The sequence below is a fragment of the Bacillus cereus group sp. MYBK139-1 genome, assembly GCF_051916915.1.
Classification (GTDB): Bacteria; Bacillota; Bacilli; order Bacillales; family Bacillaceae_G; genus Bacillus_A; species Bacillus_A pacificus.
On record NZ_JBQAHO010000001.1, the window covers coordinates 1,578,886 to 1,605,652 of the forward strand.

Sequence of the window (26,767 nt, forward strand, 5' to 3'; positions counted from 1 at the left end):
TTACTATTTATTCACAAAACATTGCTACACTTCCCAAATCATCAAATTGTGCAATGATAGAATCTCCGGCTTTAAATGCAATCGCTTCAGATAATGCTCCACTTAATACAATATCACCTTTTTTAAATCCTTCATTTTGTAAACCAAGTTTATTTACCGCCCAAGCAATTGCCTCTGCTGGATGTCCCAGTACAGCTGCTCCTGTCCCAGTCGTAGCAATCTTACCGTTCTTTGACATAACCATTCCTACATTTGCTAAATCTATATTCTTAACATCAATCCATTTACTTCCTAACAAAAATTTTGAAGAGGAACAATTATCTGCTATTACATCAGGTAATGTAAATTTAAAATTTAAATATCTACTATCAATCACCTCTAAAGCTGGCGCAACATATTTTGTTGCCTTTAATACATCGTCAGCTTTCACATTCGTTCCCTGTAAATCCTCACCTATTAAAAAAGCAATCTCTGGCTCTATTTTCGGATGAATCAGCGTTTCATATTGTAATGGCTCCCATTCGAATGCAAGCATATCGTGCAACAAGTATCCGTAAATCGCTTCATCAATCCCCATCATTTGTTGTTTTGCCTTACTCGTTAATCCAAGTTTCACACCAACTCTTTTAGAACCTTCGCTCATTTTTTGTTCAATTAAACGTTTTTGCAATTTATAAGCATCCTCTACTGTTAAATCAGGATGCTTATCCGTTACTTTTACTACTTCTTTTCTTTCCTTTTCAGCTTGAAGTAAATAGTCAATAATTTCTATATCTGCCCCTTTCACTAAAGCCATATGTTACACCTCCATTTTTATCTTTGCTAATTCTGCAGCTACATCTAAAATCATATCCTCTTGTCCTCCAACTACTTTTCTTTTCCCCAGTTCTATTAAAATATCACGTGCGTCTACATTAAAGCGTTGTGCCGCCCTTTCAGCATGTAATAGAAAGCTAGAGTATACCCCTGCATATCCCATTACTAGACTGCCTTTTTGAATTTCTTGTGGTACTGGTAATAACGGGGCAACAATCTCCTCTGCGACGTCCATCATCTTATATAAATCTATATCTAGCTTATATCCCATACGATCCAAAACAGCAAGCAATACTTCTGTTTGAGTATTTCCAGCTCCTGCCCCAAGACATCGTACACTTCCATCAATACGTGTCGCGCCCTCCTCAATTGCAGTAATTGTATTTGCTACTGCAACCGAAAGATTATTATGACCATGAAAACCAATTTCAATATTTAAAGATTGACGCAAAGCACGAATACGTTCACGTACTTCATGAGGCAATAAAGCTCCTGCAGAATCTGTTACATAAACTGCTTCTGCACCATAACTTTCCATAAGCTTTGCTTGCTCTACTAACTTTTCAACCGATGCAGAATGTGCCATCATTAAAAAACCGCACACTTCTATATCTAACTCACGTGCAAATTGAATATGTTGAGCGGAAACATCCGCTTCTGTTACATGTGTTGCGACACGAACAAGTTTCGCACCGATATTTGCAGCTTGCTTTAATTCATGAATCGTTCCAATACCAGGAATTAACAAGACAGCTACTTTAGCTTGCCTACACTCATCTACCGCGGCTTCAATGAGCTTCATTTCATTAACTAATGACTTCCCATATTGTAAAGTAGAGCCACCTAAACCATCTCCATGACTCACTTCGATATAATGCATACCTGCCTCATCTAATGTCCTTGTTACAGATCGAACTTGCTCTTCTGTAAATTGATGTTTCATTACATGACTTCCATCACGTAAACAAACTTCTGTTATTCTCACTGGTCTTTCACTATTTCGCCTCATTCATTACACCTCTTTTCTTCTCTGAAATGATTTGCGTTGCAAATTCTTCACCTACTTTTAATGCTGCAGCTGTCATTATATCTAAATTACCGGCATAAGGAGGAAAATAATCTCCAGCTCCTTCAACTTCTAAAAATACAGTTACACGATTCCCATCAAACATTGGCTCTTGTTTCAAAGAGTAACCAGGAACATACGTCCTAACCCGTTCAACCATCTTATGAATTACTTCATAGATAGAAACCTCATCCATATCCTTAACTTCACAATAAATCGTATCTCTCATTAATATAGGTGGCTCTGCAGGGTTTAATATAATTATCGCCTTCCCCTTATCAGCCCCACCAACTTCTTCAATTCCACGCTTTGTCGTAATTGTAAATTCATCAATATTTGCTCTTGTACCTGGACCTGCACTTAAACTGGAAATTGTAGCAACGATTTCTGCATATGTAACATTCGCCACCTCATTAATAGCATGAACAATCGGGATTGTTGCTTGTCCCCCGCACGTAATCATATTAACGTTTTTCTTATCTAAAAAATTATTATTTCGAATAGCAGGACAAACAAATGGCCCATATGCAGCCGGTGTTAAGTCAATTACTATTTTTTCAAGCTCTTCTAACGTTTTCGCATGATAACTATGTGCTTTAGCTGAAGTTGCATCAAATACAATATCAGCTAAACTGGGATTATCAATAATCGCCTGTATTCCATTATCAAAAACCTCATATCCGGCTTCTTTCGCTCTCTTTAAACCATCCGATTCGGATTCTATTCCAATCATGGCATTTAGCTCTATAACTTTACTATTTTTTAATTTATACATTAAATCCGTACCAATATTACCTGATCCAATTATAGCCGCCTTTACTTTCTTCACGTCTATCCCCCCTTTTCTCAACACTTTAACCTATATGAATGTAACAGAAACCGATCCGAGTGATCCGAAGTCAGCTTGAATACTGTCTTTACTATTCACTGAGACTGCACCAGATAACGCACCTGGTAAAATTAACTCACCTGCTTTTAATCCAATATTAAATTCATGTAGTTTATTAGCTAACCAGGCAATAGCTTGTGCAGGATGCCCTAATGCGGCCGCCCCAGCACCTGTTGCAATTAAACTATTATTTTTATATAGTGTCATCCCAGTTGTACGTAAATCTACTTTATTTATGCTAGATAATGTATTACCAATTACAACCTTTGCTGACGAGCCATTATCCGCTACTGTATCAACCAATTTGATTTTCCAATCAGCAATACGGCTATCAATTATTTCAAGTGTAGGTACAACATACTTTGTTGCCATCAGTACATCAATGTATGTAATATTAGGCCCTTTTAAATCTCTCTCTAAAACAAATCCTATTTCTGCTTCTACTTTCGGAGATAGAAAAGAACTTATTGCGATTGTACTTCCATTTTCTATTTTCATGTCATCTAACAAATGTCCATAATCTGGTTCATTTACCCCAAGCATCTCCTGCATCGCAACACTCGTAAGTCCAACTTTCTTTCCGATTACACAATGCCCATTTTCCAACTTTCTTTCTACTACTTCAAGCTGAATATTATAAGCATCCTCAACTGATAAATCAGCATATCTCTCAGTAAAAGGAGGTATCCCTATACGTGAATCTTCAGCCTGTAATAGTTCATCAGCTAACTCTTTCATTAACAATTGCTCTCACCTCATTTTTTAATTTATATATCCTCAATTCTTTACATTGTAGACTAGCCCCCATCCATCTACTTATTTTTATAAACACCAGATGGGAGCTCTTTGTATGTTAAGTTAAAATATTATCCTTATAATTTCATCGTTACCGTCTTAGCTTCTGTATAAAATTCGAAACTATGACGCCCACCTTCTCTACCAATACCACTTGCCTTTGAACCTCCAAATGGAGTACGTAAATCTCGGACATACCAACAATTAATCCATAGTAAGCCTGAATCAATTTGCGAAACCACTCGTTGTGCTCGTCTAAGATCATTTGTCCAAACAACTCCAGCTAGTCCATAAATGGAATCATTCGCAATACGAATTGCATCCTCCTCCGTTTTAAATGGAATAACAACTAAAACTGGACCAAATATCTCTTCCTGTGCTACACGCATACTGTTATCAACATCATATAGAATAGTAGGTTCATAAAAGTTTCCTTCCACTAGACTCTCTACTCTTTTTCCACCATAGGCTAATTTTGCCCCTTCTGAAATTCCTATTTCTACATAACGATCAACTGTTTCTAAATGAGATTTTGATACAAGCGCTCCCATATCTGTCTCTTCAGAAAGAGGATCTCCAACTTTTATTCTTTTTACAGCCTCTACAAATTTCTCTAAAAACTGTTCATATACACTTTCTTGCACTAGTAATCTTGAACCAGCTAAACAAATTTCTCCTTGATTCCGATAAATAGCTTCAATTGAGCCTTGTACTGCTTCATCTAGATCTGCATCTTCAAATACGATATTCGCTGATTTACCTCCTAGTTCTAATGAAACAGGTATTAAGTTCTCTGATGCATTACGCATAATTGTCTTGCCTGTATTACTTTCTCCAACAAATGAAATTCTTCTAACAGCTGGATGTGTTGTCATTTTTGTCCCAACAGTATTTCCCGGACCTGTAATAATATTAAGTACACCTGGTGGTAGTCCTGCATCATTTGCAATTTTACCAAGCATAACTGCACTTAATGGAGTATAAGAGGCTGGTTTGACAACAACAGTATTACCAGAAGCAAGTGCCGCTGATGCTTTCCATGTCATTTGCATAAATGGCAAATTCCAAGGAATGATTAAACTTGTCACTCCCGCAGGAGCATACTTTGCATATGACATAAAATTATGTTTGTCATAGTGCTCGTGCACCATATATTTAGCCATTTCAGCAAAGAAGCGAAAATTATGAGCCGAACGTGGTATATCGAATCCTTTACTTTCTTTAATTGGCTTTCCCACATCCAGAGTTTCTATATAAGCTAGTTCATCCACTCTTTCCATAATCAAATCCGACATTTTGCATAAAATATTTGATCGCTCTTCCACAGGCATTTTACTCCAAATGCCGCTTTTAAATGTACGTTCTGCCACATCAATTGCTCTTTTGGTGTCCTCTTCATTTGCCTTTGCAATAGATGCAAGCTTTCTATTCGTTGCTGGATTGAACGTATCAAACGTTTCACCACATACAGAATCCACATACTGTCCATCAATAAACAATTTCGCATCTTTCACTTTCAGTTTGTCCGCTAATAATTCTTTGTTCACCTTCCTTACCTCCTACTCCTCAATTTCTAAAACCATCTCAATTTCAATTGTTGTATTATTAGGTAACTGAGCCATACCGACTGCTGAGCGAGCATGTTTCCCCTTTTCTCCAAATATATCTACTAATACATCCGATGCACCGTTCATTACTTTTGGCTGATTAATAAAGTCTTCCGTACTATTTACAAAACCAAGTATTTTTACAATTCGTTTTACCTTATTTAAATCACCTAGTTCATTTCTCACAACACTTAACAAATTCAACATCGATTGCCTTGCCGCTTTATACCCTTCATCAATTGAAATATCTTTTCCTAATTTCCCGTGATACTCATCTACGCCTTGTCCAGCAGTAAATAATAAGTTACCTACTCTTACACAACTAACATAATTTCCAACTGCCGGGCGAATAGCTGGTAGTGTAATTCCTAACTCACTTAGTTTATCCTCAGGTGTTTGTACTCTCTGCATATGCTACACCTCGTTTTTTTATATCAATATTTAAAAATTCCGCAGCATTTCCCCCAAGCATTGCTGCTTTTTGTTCCTCTGATAAACTGGCTGTTTCATCAATCACTTTACCCGGATCAACTTCTCGCAATAAAAATGGATAATCTGAACCCATGAAAATCTTTTCATGCCCAAACCTTTCAATCATATATTTCAAATTAATAGGATCATAATTTAAAGAATCAAAATAAAATTTCTTTGCATAATAACTAGGAGGATGCGTAGTCAATCGTAAATGCGGCCATACTTTCCAGCCTTGATCTAACCTTGGCAAAATATATGGGAAAGAGCCGCCGCCATGCGCAAAACAAACCTTTAGCAGTGGAAACTTCTCCATTATTCCACTCCATACTAATGTAGCTGCCGCAAGTGCCGTTTCACTCGGCATCCCAACTGTATACATAAAATTATGATGTGGCATTCTATCACGTCCTAATGTTTCCCATGGATGAATAAAAATCGGAACTTGCCATTTTTCAGCCATTCGAAAAAATTCAATAAACGATGGGTCATCTAAATTTTTTCCATTTACGTTTGTACCAATTTCAATACCATGTAAATGTAATTCCGTTATACAACGCTCCATTTCACGAATCGCAGTTTCTCCATCTTGCATCGGAACCGTTCCTAATCCTACAAAACGATCTGGATATGCTAAAACTGTTTCTGCAATAAAATCATTTTGAATACGTGCCATACTTTCGGCTTCCTCTGGTTTTGCCCAATACGAAAATGTAACGGGGATTGGTGATAGAACTTGAATATCAACACCTTCACGATCCATATCTTCAATTCTTTTCTTAGGACACCATACTTGGTCTGTCACGTCTCGAAAATTTTTACCTCCAACCATAATACTTGCACCACATGTACAAGTCCGATTTAATATCGGCCAACGACCGCCACCAAACTTCTCTTCAAAATCTGGAAAAGTTTCAGGAATAATATGTGTATGAAAATCTATTCGCACTTCCATTCCTCCACTTCCTCTGGCATAATATGACCGCAGTTTTTACACGCTCGAATTTCTTTATTTGAATTAAAACTATGAATTGCTTCTTTTACTTGTTTTTCAATATCACTTAATTGGACGCGTACACGATGCATTTCATGATTACACTCATCACAGAACCAAACGAAATCCTCAAGTTCTCCTTGGCTACGTTTTCTTTCAATTACGAGCCCATATGTGTTAGCAACGCGATGTGGTGAATGCGGTACCATAGCTGGGAGCATAAATACATCCCCTTCTTTTACTGTGACGACTTCCCGCTTCCCTTCTTCTGTAATACATTCCACATAACATTCACCTTTAATTTGATAGAAAAATTCATCTGAAGGATCTACGTGGAAATCACGTCTTCTATTTGGACCACCTAATATCATGGCGATAAACTCTGAATCTTGCCAAATAACTTTGTTATTTACTGGTGGCTTCAATAACTCCTTATTCTCATCAATCCATTTTAGTAAATTAAAAGATTGCAATGTTTTAGACATATTATTTCCTCCTCATAATTCCTTTTTAGTTATATTGTTTTAAAAGACCAACCGAGCAAAGAGTTAGACTTTTGTAAATCTCCTTGATAAACATAATCTCTAATTCTCGTTGAAGATATTCGCTCACCTTCATCACAGCAAATATCTTTCACTATAGAAATATTGAAGTGCTCTCTTAGCAAATCTATATTGCCCTCCCGATTTTTTCCAAACTTAAAATCTTGGCCAACAAAAATTTCTACAGGGCCTAGTCTTTTTATATCTTGAATAAAACAACTCGCACTTTTTGTTATATAAGACTCATCAAACCGAATTACAATCACATGTTCAACACCAAGACTTTGAATACGTTTCACCTTCTCATCAATAGGTGTTAATACTTTCGCCCCTTGAAAGTATGAGCGTGGTGGTGGATCAAATGTATACACAACATTTGTTATCCTTAATACCTTTGCCTTCTCAACTGCATTTTTAATTACAGCTTGATGACCTTTATGCACACCATCAAATGCTCCAATTGAAACTATAGATTTCGTTAATTCAGGTATACACTGCTCATGTATATAAATGATACTCATCTCTTTTCTTCTAAAATTAAATTTCCAAATAACCAAATTCCTTGGAAATCAAATTTGCTGTATTCATCACACTTTGAATTATGATTTCACGATTACTTCCCTGCATATATGATATAGGTCCAACAATATTAAGCGCCGCAATAGTTCTCCCAGTATAAGATCGAATAGGAGCTGCAATTCCATATAGTCCATGCTCATTTTCGTTATCACTAATTGAATAACCTTGCTTACGAATTTTCTGTAACTCTGTTTGGAATTGTTTGACACATGTAATGGTATTGGGTGCTCGTCGTAAAAGCCCTTTTTCTGAAGTATATTCTAAGGGTGATGAATGAAATGAAAGCAGCACTTTCCCTGTGCTTGTACAATATGCAGGTTCTCTTGATCCAACATGTGTTGAAATTTGAACGGACTCCTTCGATGAAACTTTCAATATAAATACAACATCACCACGATCAAACATACCGATATGCACAGTACCACTAAAATTTCTTACTAGCTCTTCAACAAGCGGAATCGCTCCACTATATATCTCTTGCTGAAACATGACTTGATTTCCCCACTCTAACAATTTCCAACCTAATCTATATTTTCTTTGCTCATCTTGTATGAGCATTCCTTCTGCACACAACGTACGAACAAGATGGTGAACCGTACTTGCATTCATCTTTAGCTTTTCCGCTATTTCCGAATTACCTAGCACAGGCTCATCACTCGTGAAACAATTTAGAATTTTGCAAATTTTACCGATGGAAGCGATCAAATCATATACCTCCCCTATTCCAGTTACAGTTCTCAAGTTCTAGAAATTGTTAAAATTATAAGAAGAATTACATCCTAACAGTAAAATTCTTTTTATCATCTATTGCTCCTTCCTCTTCCAAATAAAAATGTAAGCGCAAACATTTTTATTTAACTTAAGGCCCCTTCAGATGAACTCGATTGCAACGCATTGTTCACAAGTGAAAAAGTTTGTTGTTTTTTGTACGCATTATAAAACATTCCCATTTTACGCACCGGATCTCCAGAATAATAACGCTCATATTGTAATAACCGTTGTCCAAAAGCCTCACCACATAAGTCCCATGCTAATTTAAACAAACGAACCCGTTCCTCAGAGGATACTCCTTCACGCCCGATATAATACTTTTGCATATCATCATGAATCTCGGGATTCATAAAATCAGCACCTGTCGGTGACATTAATAATCCACCAGCACCTATAGTTTGAATAATCTCAATAGCCCGCGGGTACATCTTAGGTAATAAACTGCGGATCGTATCAAGCGGCAACCTCGCAGGAATAACTTCTCCATATGAATTCGTTTCATACTCATATTCAGCTACTTGCAGGAGAGCGCGTATCGTTTCGACATCTTGCATAAGCTCTGCTAACTGGTTTTGTACATTTAAAAACCCATCTACGCCAATCGAATCTGCTAATTTCATAGCTACTTCAGCTGCAAAAGATAGTTTTACTAACCCTCTTACCCCAGATTGATGTGCTGGTTGATGACCAATTCCGGTTTTAGGATACAATTGATTCCCAGCTTCCACACTTTGATAAATAAATACTTTATCCCACGGGATAAACACATTATGAAATACTAGTAATGCATCCATTTCCTCAAACCTTGATGCGAGTGGATGATCAAATAAAGATCGTTTTCCATCTTGCATTGGCTCACGACATAGAATTCTTAGACCTGGTGCGTCAATTGGAACTGCAAAAGAAATTGCATGACGTTCATCACCTGGCTTAAAACTTGGATAGGAATATATTATTACCTCATCCGTAATCGGCGCCAGTGTCGCTAACATTTTAGCACCACTAACATACATTCCTTCCGCTGTTTCACTTACTACCCCTAAATGCATTGTTTCATCTTCTTGTTGATGGGAGGCCTTACTCCGATCATTTTGCGGATTAATAATTGCGTGTGTTAAAAACAAATCATTATCCCTTATATGTTTATAATAATTTTTTATATTCGCTCCCCATTCTGGATTAAACTTCTCAAAAAACCACGAATTACTTGCCATTGAAGTAACCGTTACATTTAAAAAATCAGGTGTTCTACCCATTAAACCATAAGTAGCTTTTGCCCACACTTCAAATAATTCACGGCGTACTTTTAAATCCTCATAATTTTTCGGTACTAAAAATGCATTTGATACCCTTTCTCCTGTCTCTTCGCATATATGAGTAATCTTATCTTGATATTCTGGATTGTGCTGCATATCATACAAGTTCGCAATTTGTATAATTGGTTCACGAAAAACATCTTCATTTACTACATCCGTTACTTTTCTTCCTCCAATCCAAATTTCAGGATTTCTTTTTCTCAATCCTTCAATATACTGTTCCCCTGTTCTAATTGCCATTCTTTCCCCTCCAATTTCCAATAATAATATACTAAAAAGTTTAGAAACTTCATTAGATGACTGAATTTTCAATCATTATATCAATTCTATTTCTTACAGATTCTCCTTTATTTCATATTATGAAATCTTAAAAATTTTTTAGTGTATATGAGTAAGAAACGGTCCCCCGTCCCTTACTCATTTAATTTATAAATTAAAAAATGATAAAAAATAAAAAGAGAAATGGCATCCCATTTCTCTTTTTCACTCTTATTGTTCTTTTTCTGTATTATTTAAAGGCAGTTTCTTCGCTTGTTTTTCTTTAAAGATTTCTCCAATTGCCCCAAGAGTACCAAGTGTTTCAATTGCATTAGATGGAATAAAGACTTTATTTGCTGGTCCTTTCGCAACTTCAGCTAATGATTCAAATGATTTGTAAGCAAGTATACGTTCATCTAAATTCGCTTCACGAAGTAATTCAATTCGGTTTTGTTCTGCTTTTGCAATTTCCTCAATCGCTCTTGCTTCCCCTTGCGCTTCTAACTCTTTCGCTTCTTTAATACCTTCAGCTTCTCGAATACGTGCCTCTTTATCCCCTTCAGCCATTAATATTTTACTTTGCTTCTCCCCTTCAGCACGAAGAACTTTATCTTGTTTTGCAGCTTCAGCTTCTAAAATGATCGCACGTTTATTACGCTCTGCTTTCATTTGTTTTTCCATTGACGCTTGCACATCTTTTGGCGGATTAATATCAACAACTTCAACACGTTCAATACGAACGCCCCATTTTTCTGTTGCTTCATCAAGTGCTAAGCGAATTTCTGTTGAAATTTTTTCACGACCAGATAACGTTTCATCCAGTTCCATTTTACCAATGATTTGACGCATCGTTGCTGAAGTAATGTTACGTACACCGTATTCATAGTTCGAAATACCATATGTCGCAAGTTCCGGTTCAACGACTTGATAGAAAATAATTGTATCAATTTCCACTTGTACATTATCTTTCGTAATTACCTTTTGTGGTGGTACATTCGTTTGTTGAATACGCAAGTCGTGATATACGCGAACGCGATCCACAATCGGGATTAATAAATTTAATCCCGGCTGCATAACACGCTGAAACTTACCAAATCTTTCAACGACTCCAACTTTTTGCTGTGGAATAATTTTAATTGTTAATGCGATAAATGTAACAACAATTAGTGCAAAAATAATCGTTAACGTTAATACTACCATATTTATTCACTCTCCTTTTTTACTTGTAATATAGTACTATGCCTCTTTATAACAATAACTTTTTCTCCAGCATCAATTGGATCATCTGCAATAGCTGTCCAAGTATCTCCATCCACTTTCACAATACCGTTCGCTTCATTTGTAATCGCTTGCATAACAATCCCTTTTTTACCTGCAAGCATATCTACTGTATCAGTAAAACCTTTTGCTTCCCGAAAGTTTTTTGATATTCTTTTCGTAAAGAAAGTCAATGTTAAACTTACAATCGCACCAGCAACAACTTGTAGCAATAGTGCTTCAGGAACAAACAAAGCAATAAGACCTCCGACAACAGCTCCAATTCCAAGCCAAAGCATGTAAAATGTAATCGACAGCATTTCCGCAATAAATAAAATACCAGCTATTATAAACCAAATTACCCAAGCAGCCATATGCAACCCTCACTTTCTTTCTCATTTTCTATATGTATATGAAGAAAAGAATGGTTTATCCGCCCTTTCTCATACGTAGGCGCTTACTACGAGCTATTGTACATATTCACTGTTATAATGAGTATTATTAAAATACTATATTAATATATTCTTCATTATACATGAAATTCCCTTTCAAAAAGTGACAAAAAATTTAATTCTTTCAAAATTTATTTTTCACATTATAATTATTATAACTACTGTCATATTTTCCCCAGAAAGGGTGTGTGCTTATTGCAAAAACGTTCATTGACTTACTATTTAGGATCGAAAATATGCATTACTCTCGCTGACATCGTATACGTAATGATTATTACAACTCATATGTATATCACAACGAAATCAGCTACATTAACTGCTCTTTTTCCATTATTACAAGTCATAACTAATCTTATAGCAAATACATCTGCACCACTTGTAATGAATCGTTTTCCATCTTATTCATTACTGTTTACACTACAATGGATAAAAACTGCTCTATTATTTTTATTAATGATATTATTCCCGGTCCTTTCCACAAACATTGTAGTACTATTCATTTTCATTTTTTTCATTTCATTATGTAGTGGCTGGAGCGCTCCATTACTATACGGTATTCTTCCGCGACTTACACCGAAAGAAAAATTAGTAAAAGTAAATAGTATTTTTTCCTTTTCCACACAAATTGCACAAGCCGCTGCTTATTCATTTACAAGTGTTATTGTGCTTCTTATCGGTGCTTCTTCTACACTCATGATGAATAATATTTTGATGATTTTCGGATGTGTTGCACTACACTTCTCATTACGATTCATACATACTGAACGAGTAATAGAGCCTTCTTCTTCAAAAGGTGCTACTTTATTGGAAGGTTGGAAACTCTTATTTCAAAACCCTTCTCTCCGTACTGTTACATGTATGGACTTAATTGAAACCTTTGCAGGGACGATATGGATCGGCGCTATTACGATGGCTTATGTAACAACTGTCCTTCATAAAGGAGAAGAATGGTGGGGATTTATTAATACAAGTTATTATGTTGGGACGTTAATTGGCGGTCTATTAGCATGGAAAATGAGTACATACATTCAAAACAATTTAATACGCTCTATGGCAATAGGCTCTCTTCTGTTTAGTATTCTTACATTTTTATATGGTATGACAAGTAGCGGCTTTATTGCGCTTTTTCTGTGCGTTCTAATGGGACCATGTTATCAAATTAGAGATATTTCTCAAACAACTGTTTTACAATCCAGCGTCGCTCCTTCTTTACTATCAAAAATGTATACAGCTCACGGCGCTCTCCTCTCAACAGCTTCTGGCCTTTCTATGCTGAGTGTTGGCATTATTACCGATTTGTTCGGTGTTCGTACGATTTATATTCTCGCTTCAATCCTTATATTGTGCTCTGCTTGTTTATCATTTAACTTATTAAAATATGATAAGACAAAGCAAGAAAACATTTCACTTTAATAAACAAAATAAATAGGACAGGATTTCCTGCCCTATTTATTTTATTTATGATAAGTTAGGAGATTTCCGATGCTTTGTCGCTTGTTCAAAAGCGTATGCGAGTTTAATTAAAGTCCCCTCAGAAAAAGCAGTGCTTGCAAGCGTAATTCCAAATGGTCTCCCGTTATCCATATATCCCGCAGGTATTGCTATAGACGGATAACCTGCTTTGGCACATATAGTGGAGCCTATATAAGAAGGGAACAGAATCGCATCAAGATTATATTTTTCCAGTGCAAAATCAATGCCTTGTTCTTGTGAAAAATATATATCTTCTAATCTTGCATTTAAATATTGTGGATTTCTTAACGTATTAGGAAAATCTTTTCTTCTTTCTAACTTAGTTTGTCCATATCTCAGAGCTCTTTCTGCTATGTTTTCATTAAACTTCATTAACTCTGAAATAGAATGGACTGGTATAGTAGAAGGCAATTTCGAAAGATAGTTATCTAAACTATGCTTTAATTCATAGAGCGATACCCCCCAGCTCCATTCTCTATGAAAAGACGGAATATTAATATCCTCTACTACTGTCGCACCCTTACTACGTAATACTTCAATTGTTTCCTTAAACAAATTCTCATCATACTCACCAGATTCATAATAATCTTTTGGTGCGTTGTTATATACACCAATCTTTGTTCCATTTAAACCGTTAACATCCAAATACTTTGTATAATCATGTTCTGCTATCCCTTCACTTTTACGAGTAGCTACATCTTTCTCATCTACCCCTGTTAAACTCCCTAGCAAAATAGCGGCATCTGTTACTGTTCTAGCAAATGGCCCCGCTGTATCTTGCGAATACGTAAACGGAATAATGCCTCTACGACTAATTAAACCAACAGTCGGTTTAATACCGACTACAGAGTTTTGAACAGCTGGACTCAAAATAGAACCATCCGTTTCTGTTCCAACCGATATTACTGTAAAGTTAGCAGCAACTGCTATGGCAGATCCTGTACTTGAGCCCCCAACAAACATATCATCCTCACCCGTACCGTAAGGGTTTATTGTTTGCCCACCTCTTGCACTATATCCAGCCCACATTTCAAATGACATTGCATTTGCTAATTCTGTCATATTTGTTTTCCCTATTATCACTGCTCCTGCTTCTCGCAGCTTCGTAACGAGAAATGCATCTTCACTACTTATATGTTGTTCTAGCGCAATCGTACCTGCACTTGTATGCATAGAGTCATTCGTTTCAATATTATCCTTAAGTAAAACCGGTATACCATGTAATGGACCTCTTACACCTTTTGTTTTTCTTTCATGATCTAGCGCTTCTGCAATAAAGATAGCTTCCGGATTGATTTCTAAAATAGAATTGATTTTCGGTCCGCCTTGATCATACTTTGCGATTCTATGAAGGTAATACATAACTAATTCTTTTGAAGTTAATTGCCCAGCTGCCATTGCTTTTTGTATATCATGAATTGTTAATTCTTTTTGTAGTAGTGTATTGAACTGAATCTCCATCGTCATTCTCCTTCTATAAAGCCTTTTATTGATAACATGTATCTATTACTTGTTCATTTTCTCCGCTCCTCGCATATACAAATACAATCCAATTAAAAGAATTCAACTTACCACTGTAAAAACCTTTTATTTCCTGAAAAATAAAAAAAGTCTGAAACGAATTAACTTCCGCTTCAGACTCTTTTATTATTTTACATATACCTCATCTAACAAATGTAAAAACTCACCTTGTTTCCCCGCTAATTCAGGGCATTTTGTAATATCAATCCATTCATAGCAAAATACTAAGCCTTCATCTTCCTCACCGGCACTTACAATATGTTCCCAACGATCTTTTACATCTGTTAGTAATGTTACGTGGAAGAAATGGCGTTTTTCATATTCCTTTTTTTCTCTTACATGTATGATGTAATCAACTAGGAATTGTTCTATGCATAAATGACGTAACCCAGACTCTTCTTGTACTTCACGTAAAATCGCTGCTTCTAGCGTTTCCCCTTCGTCAACTGTTCCCCCTGGCACTTGTATACCAGCTTCAGGTATATCACGATGTTTAAAAACAAGCAGTTGCATAACTCCTTCTTTTTCTCTTGTCACATATGCGTGTACTTTTTTCTTATATAACACCGTCATAATCCTTCTCTCCCCTCAATTGTTCACTCCGCTACTTCTTCAAGTGTCAGTTGATTTTCATATAAATATGTAGCTTGTGGATTTCCCACATACCTCACGTGCCATGGTTCAAATCGATAGCCCGTAATCGATTCTTTCTCTTTTGTATATCGAATGACAAAACCAAATTTATGGGCATTTTCAGAAAGCCACTGCCCTTCTTTCGTTTCACCAAAAATTGTCTCTAACTGAAACTTAGCAGATTGTGATGTGATATCCATAGCTAGTCCTGTTTGATGTTCACTCGTTCCAGGAACTGCACTCGACATTGCTGTTTTTGCTTCTCCATCTTGTTTTTTATACATTGTATTTAACGCTTTTTGCCGATCAAAAGATCTAAATCCAGAGACTGCAAATAAGAAAACACGCTCCTTATCCGCTTGCTGAAACATTTCCTCAAGCGCACCGGCTGCTTCTTTCCTCATTTTTTTCTTTTCTTGATCACCTTCACTAGAGTAGCGCACTTTCGGAATAACTAAATCTGGCGGTCTATACCCGTCTGGTAAACGCCTACTTTTATTCACAAGCACAAGCATCGAATTCGGATTACTAATTACCGCAATATCCCCATCCATATTCGCAATCGTTTCTTTCGCTTTCGGAAATATGTTATTTACATTCACCTCGCGCGCTTGCTTATCCTTATACATTTTATAATTGATTCCCGCTACTCCAACTATGAGTATCGCCGCTACGATACCAAGTAGTATCCATCTTTTTTTCATATAACAACCTCTTATTTTAATAATTTGGCCATTTCATACTCATCGATGTTCTCTCCATCGATAATAAGAGCAGCTCTTTTGACACCTTCCTTCTCAAATCCAGCTTTTTTATATAGTGCCTGAGCTCTTGTATTGTGGGCCATTACCGTTAATTCTAAACGCCATACATCATGTAATCTTGCCCACTTCTCGACCTCTTTAAACAATTTAGTCCCAATACCTCGCCCACTATACTCTTGCAAAATCCCAATTACAATACTTGCTACATGTCTCTTTCTTTGAATATGATTTCCATTCACTAAAATAAACCCTACTATTCTCTCTTCTTCAACTGCTACCAATATTGTTGCATATTTATTTTCTACAAAGCGCTGAATCATTTGCTCTTGTTGCTCGGCTGTGAATTTCCTTTCTCCTGGTTCATATAACATAAATTTCGTTTCTTCATCTAGTTGCTTACTTAATTGCAAAAATGATGCTGCATCTTCTACTTTGATTTCCCTAATCACTTCAATCACCCTACCAATTTCATAATAAAAAACTTTCCTTGTAAAAAGATTTTCTCTACTTTCCCGAAAATCCCTTTGTAAATCTCCCAGTATAATTTGACAAATTTCGATATTACTATAACAACGACAAATTATGTCTATTCTGTGACATCTCATCACTACAAAAAAACGCAAGCATTACACTCACGTTTTTTCAGACTCTCGCATTCATTTCTGTTTCACTTTATCCATTCACTTTTTCTGCCTGCCAGAAATATTCACCAAACGCTTTAGCTAGCGCATCAATCGATCGATTTAGTTCTTCCTCTGTATTATCTACGCCACCAACTTCAATTAATATCGCTTGTCCTGACAAATCTTGATTGTAGACACCATTTCCTGTTTGGAATCCTTTTTGAATGACACCACGACTAACGCCTGGATATTTCTTACTAATCGTCTCATGTAAAGCCGTTGCTAATCGCAAGTTTTTTTCATAGTTTTTGTTACCTTTCCCTACTACAAACGCAAGCTTTGCATATGATTTATCACCGATTATTTTTGTCGTGACATTTTTCCGAGCACTATCACGATGTAAATCAAAGAAGTATTGTAATTCTTTATTGCCGGCCATTGCTTCTTGTACAATTTCCCGTGACATTTTATAAGAACTATTACTATTTAACCCTTTACTAATCAACTTTTGACCAACATCAGTCTTGTCGTTAGTTGCTCCGATTCCTTCATTTGCTAATTGTTCACGAAATCGGTCGCCGACTATTGAAATATTCGTTACGGAACTTGTGGCTTTATTCGGATTTGGATCATTTGTTAAATTCAATAATGGCAAATAAGATTCCCAGCTATGCGAATGATAAATAAATGCAACTTGTCGTTTTCCTGTCGTTTGAGCTGGTTGCTTTTTCTCTTTATTCGTATCCGGCTTTTGAGCCTGTCCACCTTCTCCAGTCCGTTCTTTTACTACTTCTTCAAGTGGAACGCTCGACTCTATAGGCAAGTTAGAATAATTTGTTCCTTCACCCGCAATAACAATTTCTGTATCGTACTTACCGAAACCAGGTAGCTCTTTGCCGACAAAACTGCGTACATCGTTAAAACGAATATTCGTAGCCATAGAAAAGAGAAACGAAGATATTGAAAAATCTTGATTTAAATTTCGATATTCCTGTGTAAAATAATGATTCTCTTTCCCAAGAACGTACATGTAACCATTCATTGATAACTCATTTAACCAATTATATAAATACGTTGACTTTGTCTCTTTCATAGAGGTTACCATCATACTAATAAGAAAAAAAGTCGCTAGTACTGTAGCAATAATAAATAATACTAACTTACGTACACTCGTGAATTTCACATAAAAAAAGCCTCGATTCATACTATCACCTCTCTATTTCAAGTTATGTACAAGCTCTAGAGAATAGACCGTCTAAATTCCGGCTATATTGTTAATGAGGTGAAATGAATTGAAACTACTAATAGGAACACTACCCATTGTACTATCATTTATCTTTTATTGGCTTGCTAAGCATCCTACCATCCGTGTTGCGTTACATATTTCAGCATATCTAGCACTTTATGTACTCGGTACAATCATTTCTATTCATATATATGATGTTTTAATACAAGACTTAGTTTTTATGACAAGTATTCATGGGATTTTACTAAATCCATTTTTCCTTATATCAGGAGCGTATATAGGGTTATACACTTTGTACCTACTTTTGTCCTACATTATTACAAATATAAAAAATGGAGTGTAATGAGATGCAACCACCGTTCATCTGTCATACATGCAAAAAAAGAATTACGCGAAAGAAAGATCTTATTACTACCACATGGTACTTCCGCTTTTATGTATTTCATAGTGATTGTTTTAAACGACAGCAAGTTTTTATCTCACGATTTATCCCTGTGAATACACTTATTAATTTCTTTCTTATTATATATGGGCTGATTGTTGGTAGCATTCTTATGACTGCAGAGCCATCTATCATTTGGCTTGTTTTCTTACTTCCAATTTTATATCGGTTTCTTTCCTATTATTATGTTGAACGTTTTTTCTCTAAATAAAAGTTAGACTTTCCTCTAGGAATACTTAAACATTCCCACTCATTTTCTTTTAACATTTTACCGATGTAAATCATTTGTCCAATATGCAAAGCATAATGAGAAATTTGTCTTTCAATTGCTTGCATGACAGTATGTGCTTCACCGCGAATATATACCGTCTGCAATAAATGTTCTGGCGTTAGCGCACTCATCGTTTTAAAAACATATTCCCAACCTTCATTCCATGCTGCGAGTACCTCTTTCTTAGAAGAATAACCCCCTTCAAATTCAGCATCTCGGTTACGATCTATTTTTTCACCGTCAGATGTTAAAAAATCCGTCCATCTAGAACGCATATTACCGTGCAGATGCTTAATTATAATTGCTATGCTATTTGTTGCTTCATGAGAAGACCATTCAATCTGCTCATATGATAATTGTGAAAGCACCCGTTCCCCTTGTTTCTTTGTTGCTTCAAAATTCGAAATGGCACACTGTACGTATTCGCGTCCAATATCCATGTTCCCCCGCCTTTACATTAACTAATTTTTGTTCCATTTGGTAATTCCATATTAGGCTGCAGTAATACAACATCACCCGCTTCAGGTACTCCTCCTAAAACAAGCACTTCTGATTTAAATCCAGCTACACGTTTTGGCGGGAAATTTACAACTGCAACGATTTGCTGACCGATTAAATCTTCTGAGGTATATCTCTTCGTAATTTGAGCACTTGACTGCTTCATTCCAAGCTCTCCAAAATCAATCTCTAGTTTAATCGCTGGAACTCTTGCTTCTTTAAATTCCTCTGCATGTGTTACAGTCCCAATCCGTAAATCCAAAGTTAAGAAATCTTCAAAATTAGCCATTTTATCACTCCTTCCATTTATTACTTAGACAAAATAAAAAAATCCCCTTTAAAAAAAGAAAGGCGCCTAAGCACCTTTCTTTTGTATTTCACTTGATTCATTTGATTTATAGAAGAAGAAACCGAGGATCCCGCCAATACATGATGGGATTAACCATCCTATTCCTTCATTATATAATGGTAACATTTGTAGTACGTTAGAAATGGCTTCAATTTTAATCTTCGCACTTTCTAAACCGTTAAAGAAACTAATTAATAATGCACCTAAAATAGCTCCAATATAAATGGTATTACGCTTCCCAATCCATTTATGGAAGTAAGAAAGTACAATTAATACGATTGCAACTGGATAAATGATCATTAACACTGGTAAAGTAACTGCGATTAATTGTGTTAAACCTAGATTAGATACAATTAAACTAAATACACATACCATTGTTACAATCGTTTTATGCGAAAGTTTTGGGAATAAGTTTGTAAAGAAGCCAGCACAGGCTGATGTTAATCCAACAGAAGTTGTTAAACAAGCAAGTACAATAACAAGTCCTAATAAAATTTTACCACTTGTTCCATATAACTCATTTACAACATTCGTTAAAATAAGTCCACCATTCTCTGATACCCCAAGTGATGTACTTGTTGAACCAAGATAAGCAAGTGATAAATAGATTAACGTTAAACCAAGTACAGCGATAATACCTGATACTACTGTTATTTTTGCAATTTGATTACTCTCTTTTATTCCTTTAGAGCGGATAACTTGTACAACTACAATTCCAAATACAAGCGCACTAATTGCATCCATCGTTAAATACCCTTGAATAAATCCACCAAAGAAAGCATTTTCCTTGTATGCCTCTAGCGGTGCAGCTGGTTCTCCAATCGGATCAACAATTGCCTTTCCGACAATTACAGCAACAATTAATACTAACAATGGTGTAAGAAATTTCCCGAACCAATCCACTAATTTTGATGGATTTAAAGATAAATACCAAGTTATTCCGAAGAAAATTATAGTGAAAAGAAATAGCATGTACCATTCGGAAACTAATGCCTCTGATAAAAATGGCTTCATACCCATTTCAAATGAAACGGCTCCCGTACGCGGAATCGCGAAAAATGGTCCAATCGCTAAATAACTAATCAATGGGAAAACAAACGCAAATATAGGGTGAACTCTAGAAGATAGCGCTTTCAAGTCCCCCTCTACAAACGCGACAGCTGTTACAGCTAATAGGGGTAATCCGACTCCCGTTACAAGGAATCCAATTGTAGCAACCCAAACATTCTCTCCAGCTTGTTGCCCTAAAACTGGTGGAAAAATTAAATTTCCTGCTCCTAAAAATAGTGCAAATAACATTAAACCGATTGCTACCGTATCACCTGGCCTTAAACGTCCCTTCATGCTTTTCATTTGCATAGCAATTTTTCATTGTTTATCTCTAATTTCACAATATGCTATGCATCCTCCTCTCTGCTCAAGCTGATAAAATATGCCCCTTACAAAGCAGTGTCTTTCTCCATAATTTCTCCATTCCCCTTATTTTTACTCTAATTATTAATTTTTGATTTTTGATTTTTTTGAATTTTTAAATCATTAGAGTGGTATTGCGTGGAGTATAGTTGTCAGACCTCTTTGTTTTTATCACACATATAGTAACATATTTAGTTGAAAAATAAAAACATATTTTCAAATTGACTTTTTTGAAAATCAAAATTATCTACATTTTTTATTCTTTTGCACAAATATTGTTTCAGACTCACTTATTATCCTATCATTATTTTCAAATAATTTTATACACGTAACATAACAAAAGCCATCCAATAATAGACGGCTTTTGCAGATTATTCTATCGTTTCAACTTCACGTGGATTTTTCATCTCTTCCACATACACCACTCTAAATCCGTGATCTTCTAAATCTTTCAATAACGTCTCTAATTCACCATCGTTAAACTCTTCTCCTAATGTAAACATAATTCTACGAACTAATAAGGCATCATTATCAAAAGTCATTAAACTTTGGATACCTGTATATTTTTTTAATACTGTCGATAATTTTTGAATAGCCCCATTATAATCTTGTGTCCCAATCATGACAGAATATTTACTAGAATGAACGCCCCAGGCATCTTCTAATAGCTCAAAAACCTTTTTATGCGTTAAAATCCCAAGAAAGACTCCTTTTTCATCAACTACTGATAAATAAGGTAATTTTTTTATTGTAAAAAATACTTTAAAGAACGAAGAATCTTCTCTGACATATCCTTCTTTATCGTTTAATAATTGCAATACATTTTCTTCCAGAGAACCTTTATATTCTAAAATATCTACTTTATATATATTCCCTAAATATTTCTCTTTTTTTTCATCTAAAACTGGTACACAACGATAACCAGTTTTATTTAAATGCTCTAGTGCTTCCCCTATCGTAATTGAACTTGAGCAAAATAAAACTTCCCTTTTCGGCACATAATTCCCTTTAATCCTCATAAACAGCCTCCTTATGTTAAAATACTTTCTGTGCCATAACTATATTATATTTTCAGAAAAAAATAAATGATTTATTTTATTTTTCTGAAAATTATTCATTTTCTTGTCATAATTTATTCACGTTTCATTCAATTCTATCCACTACAATACTAAACTTCTTTAAGAAAAATATATTGTAACTTACTGCGAAAAAAGCTAAAATAAGAATAAGAATTTTCTGAATATTCAAAGAGTAGGTGATTACATGTCTTTATTGCGCTCACATATATATAAATTTATCGTTGGTGTTCTCATTATATTTATCATTAGTCCTATTCCAGCTTTATTCATTACACATAAATACTCATACATAACCGGCTTTATAAGCATTTTCCATAACTTCGCACAACTTTATTCGATGACAATTCCAAAGATTGATTGGATGCACGAATCTATCTTTTTCTCAGCAAATCAGATGGTACATACTGCTAATCAATCAACACCGTTATTCCCTTACATGTGGGAAATATATTTTTTATCGATTGTTCGTTTTACCTTTACTCTTGCGATCGGATTCTTCATCAGCTTAGGGATTGGCCATTTATTTTTTAAAGCACCTCAATCGGTTAAAAAGTTCGCTTCTTTATTAAGATGGATTCCTTATTCTTTATGTACTGTATTATTACAATGCGCAGTCTTATTACTACTCCTATACATCACAAAATTTATAAAGATTCCTTACTACTCATCTTTTATCATCGTTTGTAGTACTTCCATGATTATCGTTATGCAAGCAATAAAAAAATGGATTCCTTTCTTAAGTAATACAAATGAATATGAAATAAAACAATCCTCTTTCCTTGTAGATACATTGTTTTTTGCGCTTACCTCGAATCATAAATCTATTTTAGGTTCCATTATTCTTTCATTTGTTTTTATGGAATGCGTTTTTCACGCAAGTGGACTATTGCAATTTATCGTTCAATTCGGCGGAAATGCACCTATTATTGTTACAATTAGCTTATTGCTTTTGTATATCCCGTATTGCATACTCTCATTCCTTCAAACACTATGGACGACAAACCATTTTAAACAACAATCATACGCTTTAACGAGAAGTATTCCAAAACCTTAATTTGAAATAACCCTCTAGAATCTGAAAGTAGGGGGTTATTCCTTTTGTATAGCGGACAAAATAACAGCAAATTCAAAAACCATTGCAGAAACATACCAATATTTACCCTTTTTCTTTGACTATTCTTTTCATTTGGATTTATTATAAAAGTATAACATAATTGCAGGAGGTGACATCTTTATTCCAAACGACGGAATAGAGAATACACTTGGACATATTAAATATTTTTCTCATCTTTATACTTATCCTTATTTCCGGCTTTTTCGTTGCATCAGAATTCGCTGTTGTAAAAGTACGAAAAAGTCGAATTGATCAGCTTGCAAATGAAGGAAATAAACAAGCCTTAGCTGCAAGAAGTGTCATATCCAATTTAGACGTTTATTTATCAGCTTGTCAGCTCGGGATTACAATTACTTCTTTAGGGCTTGGTTGGCTTGGTGAACCGACTGTGGAACATTTACTACGACCACTCTTTGAAAAAATTAATATTACTGGAACAATGGCAAATACTTTATCCTTTATTATTGCTTTTAGTGTGATTACATTTTTCCATGTTGTATTAGGTGAATTAGTTCCAAAGTCTTTTGCAATTCAAAAAGCAGAAGCAATCACACTTAAGTTTGCACGACCACTTATTTTATTTGATAAAATTATGTACCCGTTCATTTGGTTACTTAATAGTACTGCTATCTTTTTCACAAAACTACTCGGTTTAGAACCTGCGAAAGAAAATGAACTTGCCCATTCTGAAGAGGAACTACGACTCATTTTAGGTGAAAGTTTTAAAAGCGGAGAAATAAATCAAACCGAATATAAATATGTAAATAATATTTTTGAATTTGACGACCGAGTTGCGAAAGAAATTATGGTCCCTCGTACAGAAATGATTTGCTTATCTACTGAAAATACGTTAGAAGAAAATATGGATATCGTCGCAACTGAAAAGTATACACGCTACCCTATCATCGAAAAAGATAAAGATGATATTATCGGTATGATCAATACGAAAGAAGTATTTCATGATCAAACAAAAGGCATTCATAAGCCACTTGAATCTTACATACATCCAGTACTAACTGTATTTGAAACTGTTCCAATTCGCAAAACGTTAGTTCATCTACAAAAAAATCGCGTTCAGATGGCAATCGTTATGGATGAATATGGTGGTACTGCTGGACTTTTAACAATGGAAGATATTCTTGAAGAAATCATTGGGGAAATTCAAGATGAGTTTGATGCGGATGAATCACCTATGATTGAAAAGCGTACGCCTAAACTTACTGTTTTAGATGGAAAAGTACTTATTTCTGAAGTAAATGATATGTTTGGCTTACATATTGATGAGAGCGACTTAGATACAATCGGAGGCTGGCTATTATCGCAAGCCGTTGACGTAAATATTGAAGCTGGCTACTCCATCGAATATGCCGGTTTTCAATTTAAGGCATTAGAACTTGATGGACATCAAGTCAAAAAAATTGCTGTACATAAATTAGATATAAAAAAGGAGCTATAAAGTGACAGTATTATTAACAATCTGTATCATTGCCTGTTTCATTGTTTCATTTCTCGCCTTTATTTATCCTATCATTCCAGGCATCCTCGCTGTCTGGGCTGGATATTTCATTTACCATTTCGGTATAAATGGCGGAGAACTAACAACTTCCTTTTGGATTATTCAAGTCATTTTCACACTATTCATTTTCGTTGCTGATTTTATTGCAAATGGATATTTCTTAAAAAAATACGGAAGTTCTAAATGGGGAGAACGTGTCGGTATGATTTCTATCATCGTCGGATCTTTCTTTTTCCCACCATTCGGTTTAATTATCATACCGTTCTTATCGGTATTTATTACAGAACTCATGCATAAAAAAGCGCCAAAAGACGCCTTTCTAGTAGGAGTTGCTACTGTAGTTGGTTTTTTAAGCAGTACAGTAGCGAAAGCCATTCTCCAAATCATTATGATTATTATATTTGTATGTTATATCGTCTTTTAACCATCCCAATTTCGGGATGGTTTTTTAATAGGAAATCCCTACTCGGCTATTCTCATATTTGTTTTTACTACATAGATTCCACGTAAATTGCGCTGTATCACCAACTGTTATTTTTGCTCCTCCTTCTGGTAATACATCTTTTTCAGTTCGATATATACCTGTCACATCACCGTCAATTAAATGCGTCGGACAAACGACCGTCCAGCATAAATTACTACTACTAAGTATCTTATATGCAGCTAAATGATCTTCTGCTGCTGTTGTCGACTTTCTCTTTGATTCCGTTGATTGAAAACGATATAAATTTAGATTTGTTCTTGCTTGTAAAATACCGGCTGTTCCTATTGTAATGATTTTACGAACTCCTTCTTCTTCCATTTTCTTTATAATTTGTGGCATACTCTTCGCTAACGTCCCATTTTGATCCGTTCCAAGTGCACTAATTACTATATCGCTTCCTTCTATCGCTTTCTTTATATCATTTTCATTTAATACATTACCTTCTATAACTCGTAATCTTTCATGATTTATTTCTACTCTACTTGAATCACGTGCTAATGCATTCACTTCTGCTGAATCTTTTAATGCTAATTTAATTATGCTTGAACCTACTCGCCCTGTTGCTCCCAATATACATACTTTCATTTGTTTTCCCCCTCTTTCATTCTTTCTCTATTTTTCAATAATCTCAATCAATTTACAACAAAAAAGCTTCCTCACATAAAAGAGGAAGCTCTATTATTACATTATTTCTTTTCTTTAGAATCCGTAGACTTCTCAGTTCCACTTGTTTCTTTATCCTTTTTATCCTCTTGTTGTGTTGTTGTATCGTCTTCTTTCTTCTTGTCCTCACCTTTACTACAACCTACCATTAATAAAGAACTTGCAAGTGCCATGGCAGTTAATGATTTAACCCATTTGTTCATTTGCGTTTCCTCCTTTTGATAGAATATGTACAATCCCATATTACTCTCTATTTTTAAAGGAAAGATTGAAAAATAGTAAATAAACGGTAAATATTTGTAAATTTTCTGATAATAGATATGTACATATAGTCATTTTTTCTCCACAAAAAGTAAAAAACTAAGGCGCCTATCTTTCCGCCTTAGTTTCTTATGCAAACTTCTCCTTTTCATATACATGTTTAATCTTATACTCTTTCTTCACGACATATTGCCATACACTATAGGCATAACGATTCATTTTCAGGAAGCAGTTTTCTAAAAACGAGCGAAATTCTGGATTTGCAACTTCAACTGCCACTTGAGCAAACTTTAACGCTAACCGTTTCAAATGCGAAATATAACAAGTTGCAATATAAATATCACCTGTATATTTACTATCAGTTTCCTTTTCCATTTCATGAAAATGAAATGAAATTGGTTCACAAGTTATATGCTGTACGTTCTCTCCTTCTTGAAAATTCACTTGTTCATTATATGCTTGCAACATATATGGTAAATGATGCTGTAATAGCTCCTTTAATTCTTCGTCTCTTACCTGTCCTGTATACTCCCCAACCTTATATATAAGCATATAACTATACCTCATCAATTCTTTCATACAATCCATGAAAGTGCCTCCCTAC

At 35.2% G+C, this 26,767-nt stretch carries 31 protein-coding genes; 6 read left to right on the forward strand and 25 right to left on the reverse strand.

Annotated features, from left to right (window positions below; genetic code table 11):
• Positions 1-7: 7 nt before the first annotated feature.
• The 13 genes from ACTFRS_RS08085 to ACTFRS_RS08145 form a co-directional block, all read right to left on the reverse strand.
• Positions 8-796: a 2-keto-4-pentenoate hydratase gene (locus tag ACTFRS_RS08085; protein ID WP_440023780.1), complete on the reverse strand. Its 789-nt coding sequence runs from the start codon at positions 794-796 to the stop codon at positions 8-10.
• A 3-nt stretch (positions 797-799) separates the two neighbouring features.
• Positions 800-1,825: a 4-hydroxy-2-oxovalerate aldolase gene (gene dmpG, locus ACTFRS_RS08090; RefSeq protein WP_440023778.1), complete on the reverse strand. Its 1,026-nt coding sequence runs from the start codon at positions 1,823-1,825 to the stop codon at positions 800-802.
• Positions 1,812-2,711 (reverse strand): acetaldehyde dehydrogenase (acetylating), encoded by a 900-nt coding sequence (locus ACTFRS_RS08095; RefSeq protein WP_440023776.1) that lies wholly within the window; start codon positions 2,709-2,711, stop codon positions 1,812-1,814. The genes dmpG and ACTFRS_RS08095 overlap by 14 nt, the downstream gene beginning before the upstream one ends.
• 30 nt (positions 2,712-2,741) lie before the next feature.
• Complete coding sequence (locus ACTFRS_RS08100; RefSeq protein ID WP_276608972.1) at positions 2,742-3,515, reverse strand: 2-keto-4-pentenoate hydratase; 774 nt, start codon at positions 3,513-3,515, stop codon at positions 2,742-2,744.
• Positions 3,516-3,643: 128 nt separating this feature from the next.
• Entirely contained in the window at positions 3,644-5,113 is a 1,470-nt protein-coding gene (locus ACTFRS_RS08105) for an aldehyde dehydrogenase (protein ID WP_242293822.1), read from the reverse strand.
• Positions 5,114-5,125: 12 nt separating this feature from the next.
• The gene (locus ACTFRS_RS08110; protein ID WP_001190048.1) at positions 5,126-5,584 is read right to left on the reverse strand and encodes a RidA family protein; all 459 of its coding nucleotides are present in this window, start codon (positions 5,582-5,584) and stop codon (positions 5,126-5,128) included.
• The gene (locus tag ACTFRS_RS08115) at positions 5,562-6,599 is read right to left on the reverse strand and encodes an amidohydrolase family protein (protein WP_000453802.1); all 1,038 of its coding nucleotides are present in this window, start codon (positions 6,597-6,599) and stop codon (positions 5,562-5,564) included. Before ACTFRS_RS08115 ends, ACTFRS_RS08110 begins: the two co-directional genes overlap by 23 nt.
• Positions 6,584-7,123, reverse strand: a complete 540-nt coding sequence (nbaC, locus tag ACTFRS_RS08120) for a 3-hydroxyanthranilate 3,4-dioxygenase (protein WP_000047733.1) — start codon at positions 7,121-7,123, stop codon at positions 6,584-6,586. The genes ACTFRS_RS08115 and nbaC overlap by 16 nt, the downstream gene beginning before the upstream one ends.
• A 29-nt stretch (positions 7,124-7,152) precedes the next feature.
• Complete coding sequence (locus tag ACTFRS_RS08125; protein WP_440023773.1) at positions 7,153-7,701, reverse strand: FAD synthetase; 549 nt, start codon at positions 7,699-7,701, stop codon at positions 7,153-7,155.
• Between the two features lie 16 nt (positions 7,702-7,717).
• The gene (locus ACTFRS_RS08130) at positions 7,718-8,464 is read right to left on the reverse strand and encodes an IclR family transcriptional regulator (protein ID WP_098669089.1); all 747 of its coding nucleotides are present in this window, start codon (positions 8,462-8,464) and stop codon (positions 7,718-7,720) included.
• Positions 8,465-8,613: 149 nt separating this feature from the next.
• Positions 8,614-10,086, reverse strand: coding sequence for a 4-hydroxyphenylacetate 3-hydroxylase family protein (locus ACTFRS_RS08135; RefSeq protein WP_139867504.1), 1,473 nt, complete (start codon positions 10,084-10,086; stop codon positions 8,614-8,616).
• Between the two features lie 249 nt (positions 10,087-10,335).
• Entirely contained in the window at positions 10,336-11,304 is a 969-nt protein-coding gene (locus ACTFRS_RS08140) for an SPFH domain-containing protein (protein WP_440023772.1), read from the reverse strand.
• A gap of 2 nt (positions 11,305-11,306) precedes the next feature.
• Positions 11,307-11,735, reverse strand: a complete 429-nt coding sequence (locus ACTFRS_RS08145; RefSeq protein ID WP_000741991.1) for an NfeD family protein — start codon at positions 11,733-11,735, stop codon at positions 11,307-11,309.
• A 273-nt stretch (positions 11,736-12,008) separates the two neighbouring features.
• Between ACTFRS_RS08145 and ACTFRS_RS08150 the strand changes: the two genes are divergently transcribed.
• The gene (locus ACTFRS_RS08150) at positions 12,009-13,226 is read left to right on the forward strand and encodes an MFS transporter (protein ID WP_440023770.1); all 1,218 of its coding nucleotides are present in this window, start codon (positions 12,009-12,011) and stop codon (positions 13,224-13,226) included.
• Between the two features lie 45 nt (positions 13,227-13,271).
• On the opposite strand, the gene ACTFRS_RS08155 is transcribed toward ACTFRS_RS08150, so the two are convergent.
• The 5 genes from ACTFRS_RS08155 to spoIIP all read right to left on the reverse strand — a co-directional run bounded on the left by ACTFRS_RS08155 (position 13,272) and on the right by spoIIP (position 18,031).
• Positions 13,272-14,747 (reverse strand): amidase family protein, encoded by a 1,476-nt coding sequence (locus tag ACTFRS_RS08155; RefSeq protein ID WP_440023768.1) that lies wholly within the window; start codon positions 14,745-14,747, stop codon positions 13,272-13,274.
• Between the two features lie 186 nt (positions 14,748-14,933).
• Positions 14,934-15,380 carry an NUDIX hydrolase gene (locus ACTFRS_RS08160; RefSeq protein WP_139867514.1) on the reverse strand — a complete coding sequence of 149 codons (447 nt, stop codon included), beginning with the start codon at positions 15,378-15,380 and terminating at the stop codon, positions 14,934-14,936.
• 23 nt (positions 15,381-15,403) lie between these two features.
• Entirely contained in the window at positions 15,404-16,144 is a 741-nt protein-coding gene (locus ACTFRS_RS08165) for a M15 family metallopeptidase (RefSeq protein ID WP_139867516.1), read from the reverse strand.
• A gap of 11 nt (positions 16,145-16,155) precedes the next feature.
• On the reverse strand, positions 16,156-16,653 hold the full coding sequence (locus tag ACTFRS_RS08170; protein ID WP_139867518.1) for a GNAT family N-acetyltransferase: 498 nt from the start codon (positions 16,651-16,653) through the stop codon (positions 16,156-16,158).
• A gap of 223 nt (positions 16,654-16,876) precedes the next feature.
• Positions 16,877-18,031, reverse strand: coding sequence for a stage II sporulation protein SpoIIP (gene spoIIP / locus ACTFRS_RS08175; protein ID WP_139867520.1), 1,155 nt, complete (start codon positions 18,029-18,031; stop codon positions 16,877-16,879).
• Between the two features lie 88 nt (positions 18,032-18,119).
• On the opposite strand from spoIIP, the gene ACTFRS_RS08180 reads away from it, so the two are divergent.
• Together ACTFRS_RS08180 and ACTFRS_RS08185 are read left to right on the forward strand one after the other, a co-directional pair.
• Positions 18,120-18,416, forward strand: coding sequence for a hypothetical protein (locus tag ACTFRS_RS08180; protein WP_440023766.1), 297 nt, complete (start codon positions 18,120-18,122; stop codon positions 18,414-18,416).
• A 4-nt stretch (positions 18,417-18,420) separates the two neighbouring features.
• Positions 18,421-18,726: a hypothetical protein gene (locus ACTFRS_RS08185; protein WP_033677760.1), complete on the forward strand. Its 306-nt coding sequence runs from the start codon at positions 18,421-18,423 to the stop codon at positions 18,724-18,726.
• Here ACTFRS_RS08185 and ACTFRS_RS08190 read toward each other — a convergent pair.
• The 4 genes from ACTFRS_RS08190 to cbpA form a co-directional block, all read right to left on the reverse strand.
• Positions 18,699-19,226 carry a DUF1572 domain-containing protein gene (locus tag ACTFRS_RS08190; protein ID WP_139867524.1) on the reverse strand — a complete coding sequence of 176 codons (528 nt, stop codon included), beginning with the start codon at positions 19,224-19,226 and terminating at the stop codon, positions 18,699-18,701. The two genes, ACTFRS_RS08185 and ACTFRS_RS08190, sit on opposite strands and share 28 nt — an antisense overlap.
• 17 nt (positions 19,227-19,243) lie before the next feature.
• Positions 19,244-19,573, reverse strand: a complete 330-nt coding sequence (gene csaA / locus ACTFRS_RS08195; RefSeq protein WP_139867526.1) for a chaperone CsaA — start codon at positions 19,571-19,573, stop codon at positions 19,244-19,246.
• A 66-nt stretch (positions 19,574-19,639) separates the two neighbouring features.
• Positions 19,640-20,977 (reverse strand): branched-chain amino acid transport system II carrier protein BrnQ4, encoded by a 1,338-nt coding sequence (brnQ4, locus tag ACTFRS_RS08200; RefSeq protein WP_396022959.1) that lies wholly within the window; start codon positions 20,975-20,977, stop codon positions 19,640-19,642.
• Positions 20,978-21,417: 440 nt separating this feature from the next.
• Positions 21,418-22,065, reverse strand: coding sequence for a cyclic di-AMP binding protein CbpA (cbpA, locus tag ACTFRS_RS08205; protein ID WP_087994535.1), 648 nt, complete (start codon positions 22,063-22,065; stop codon positions 21,418-21,420).
• Positions 22,066-22,309: 244 nt separating this feature from the next.
• Here cbpA and ACTFRS_RS08210 point away from each other — a divergent pair, with 244 nt between their 5' ends.
• The 3 genes from ACTFRS_RS08210 to ACTFRS_RS08220 all read left to right on the forward strand — a co-directional run bounded on the left by ACTFRS_RS08210 (position 22,310) and on the right by ACTFRS_RS08220 (position 25,179).
• Positions 22,310-23,179: a hypothetical protein gene (locus ACTFRS_RS08210; protein ID WP_139867529.1), complete on the forward strand. Its 870-nt coding sequence runs from the start codon at positions 22,310-22,312 to the stop codon at positions 23,177-23,179.
• Positions 23,180-23,387: 208 nt separating this feature from the next.
• Entirely contained in the window at positions 23,388-24,695 is a 1,308-nt protein-coding gene (locus ACTFRS_RS08215; RefSeq protein WP_000353720.1) for a hemolysin family protein, read from the forward strand.
• Position 24,696: 1 nt separating this feature from the next.
• Positions 24,697-25,179 carry a DUF456 domain-containing protein gene (locus ACTFRS_RS08220; RefSeq protein ID WP_000217327.1) on the forward strand — a complete coding sequence of 161 codons (483 nt, stop codon included), beginning with the start codon at positions 24,697-24,699 and terminating at the stop codon, positions 25,177-25,179.
• 24 nt (positions 25,180-25,203) lie between these two features.
• On the opposite strand, the gene ACTFRS_RS08225 is transcribed toward ACTFRS_RS08220, so the two are convergent.
• From ACTFRS_RS08225 to ACTFRS_RS08235, 3 genes are all read right to left on the reverse strand, one after another.
• Positions 25,204-25,824: an NAD(P)-dependent oxidoreductase gene (locus ACTFRS_RS08225; protein ID WP_440023763.1), complete on the reverse strand. Its 621-nt coding sequence runs from the start codon at positions 25,822-25,824 to the stop codon at positions 25,204-25,206.
• Positions 25,825-25,925: 101 nt separating this feature from the next.
• Entirely contained in the window at positions 25,926-26,105 is a 180-nt protein-coding gene (locus tag ACTFRS_RS08230; protein WP_001045960.1) for a hypothetical protein, read from the reverse strand.
• A 187-nt stretch (positions 26,106-26,292) separates the two neighbouring features.
• Positions 26,293-26,751 (reverse strand): spore coat protein, encoded by a 459-nt coding sequence (locus tag ACTFRS_RS08235; protein WP_000340557.1) that lies wholly within the window; start codon positions 26,749-26,751, stop codon positions 26,293-26,295.
• Positions 26,752-26,767 lie beyond the last annotated feature (16 nt).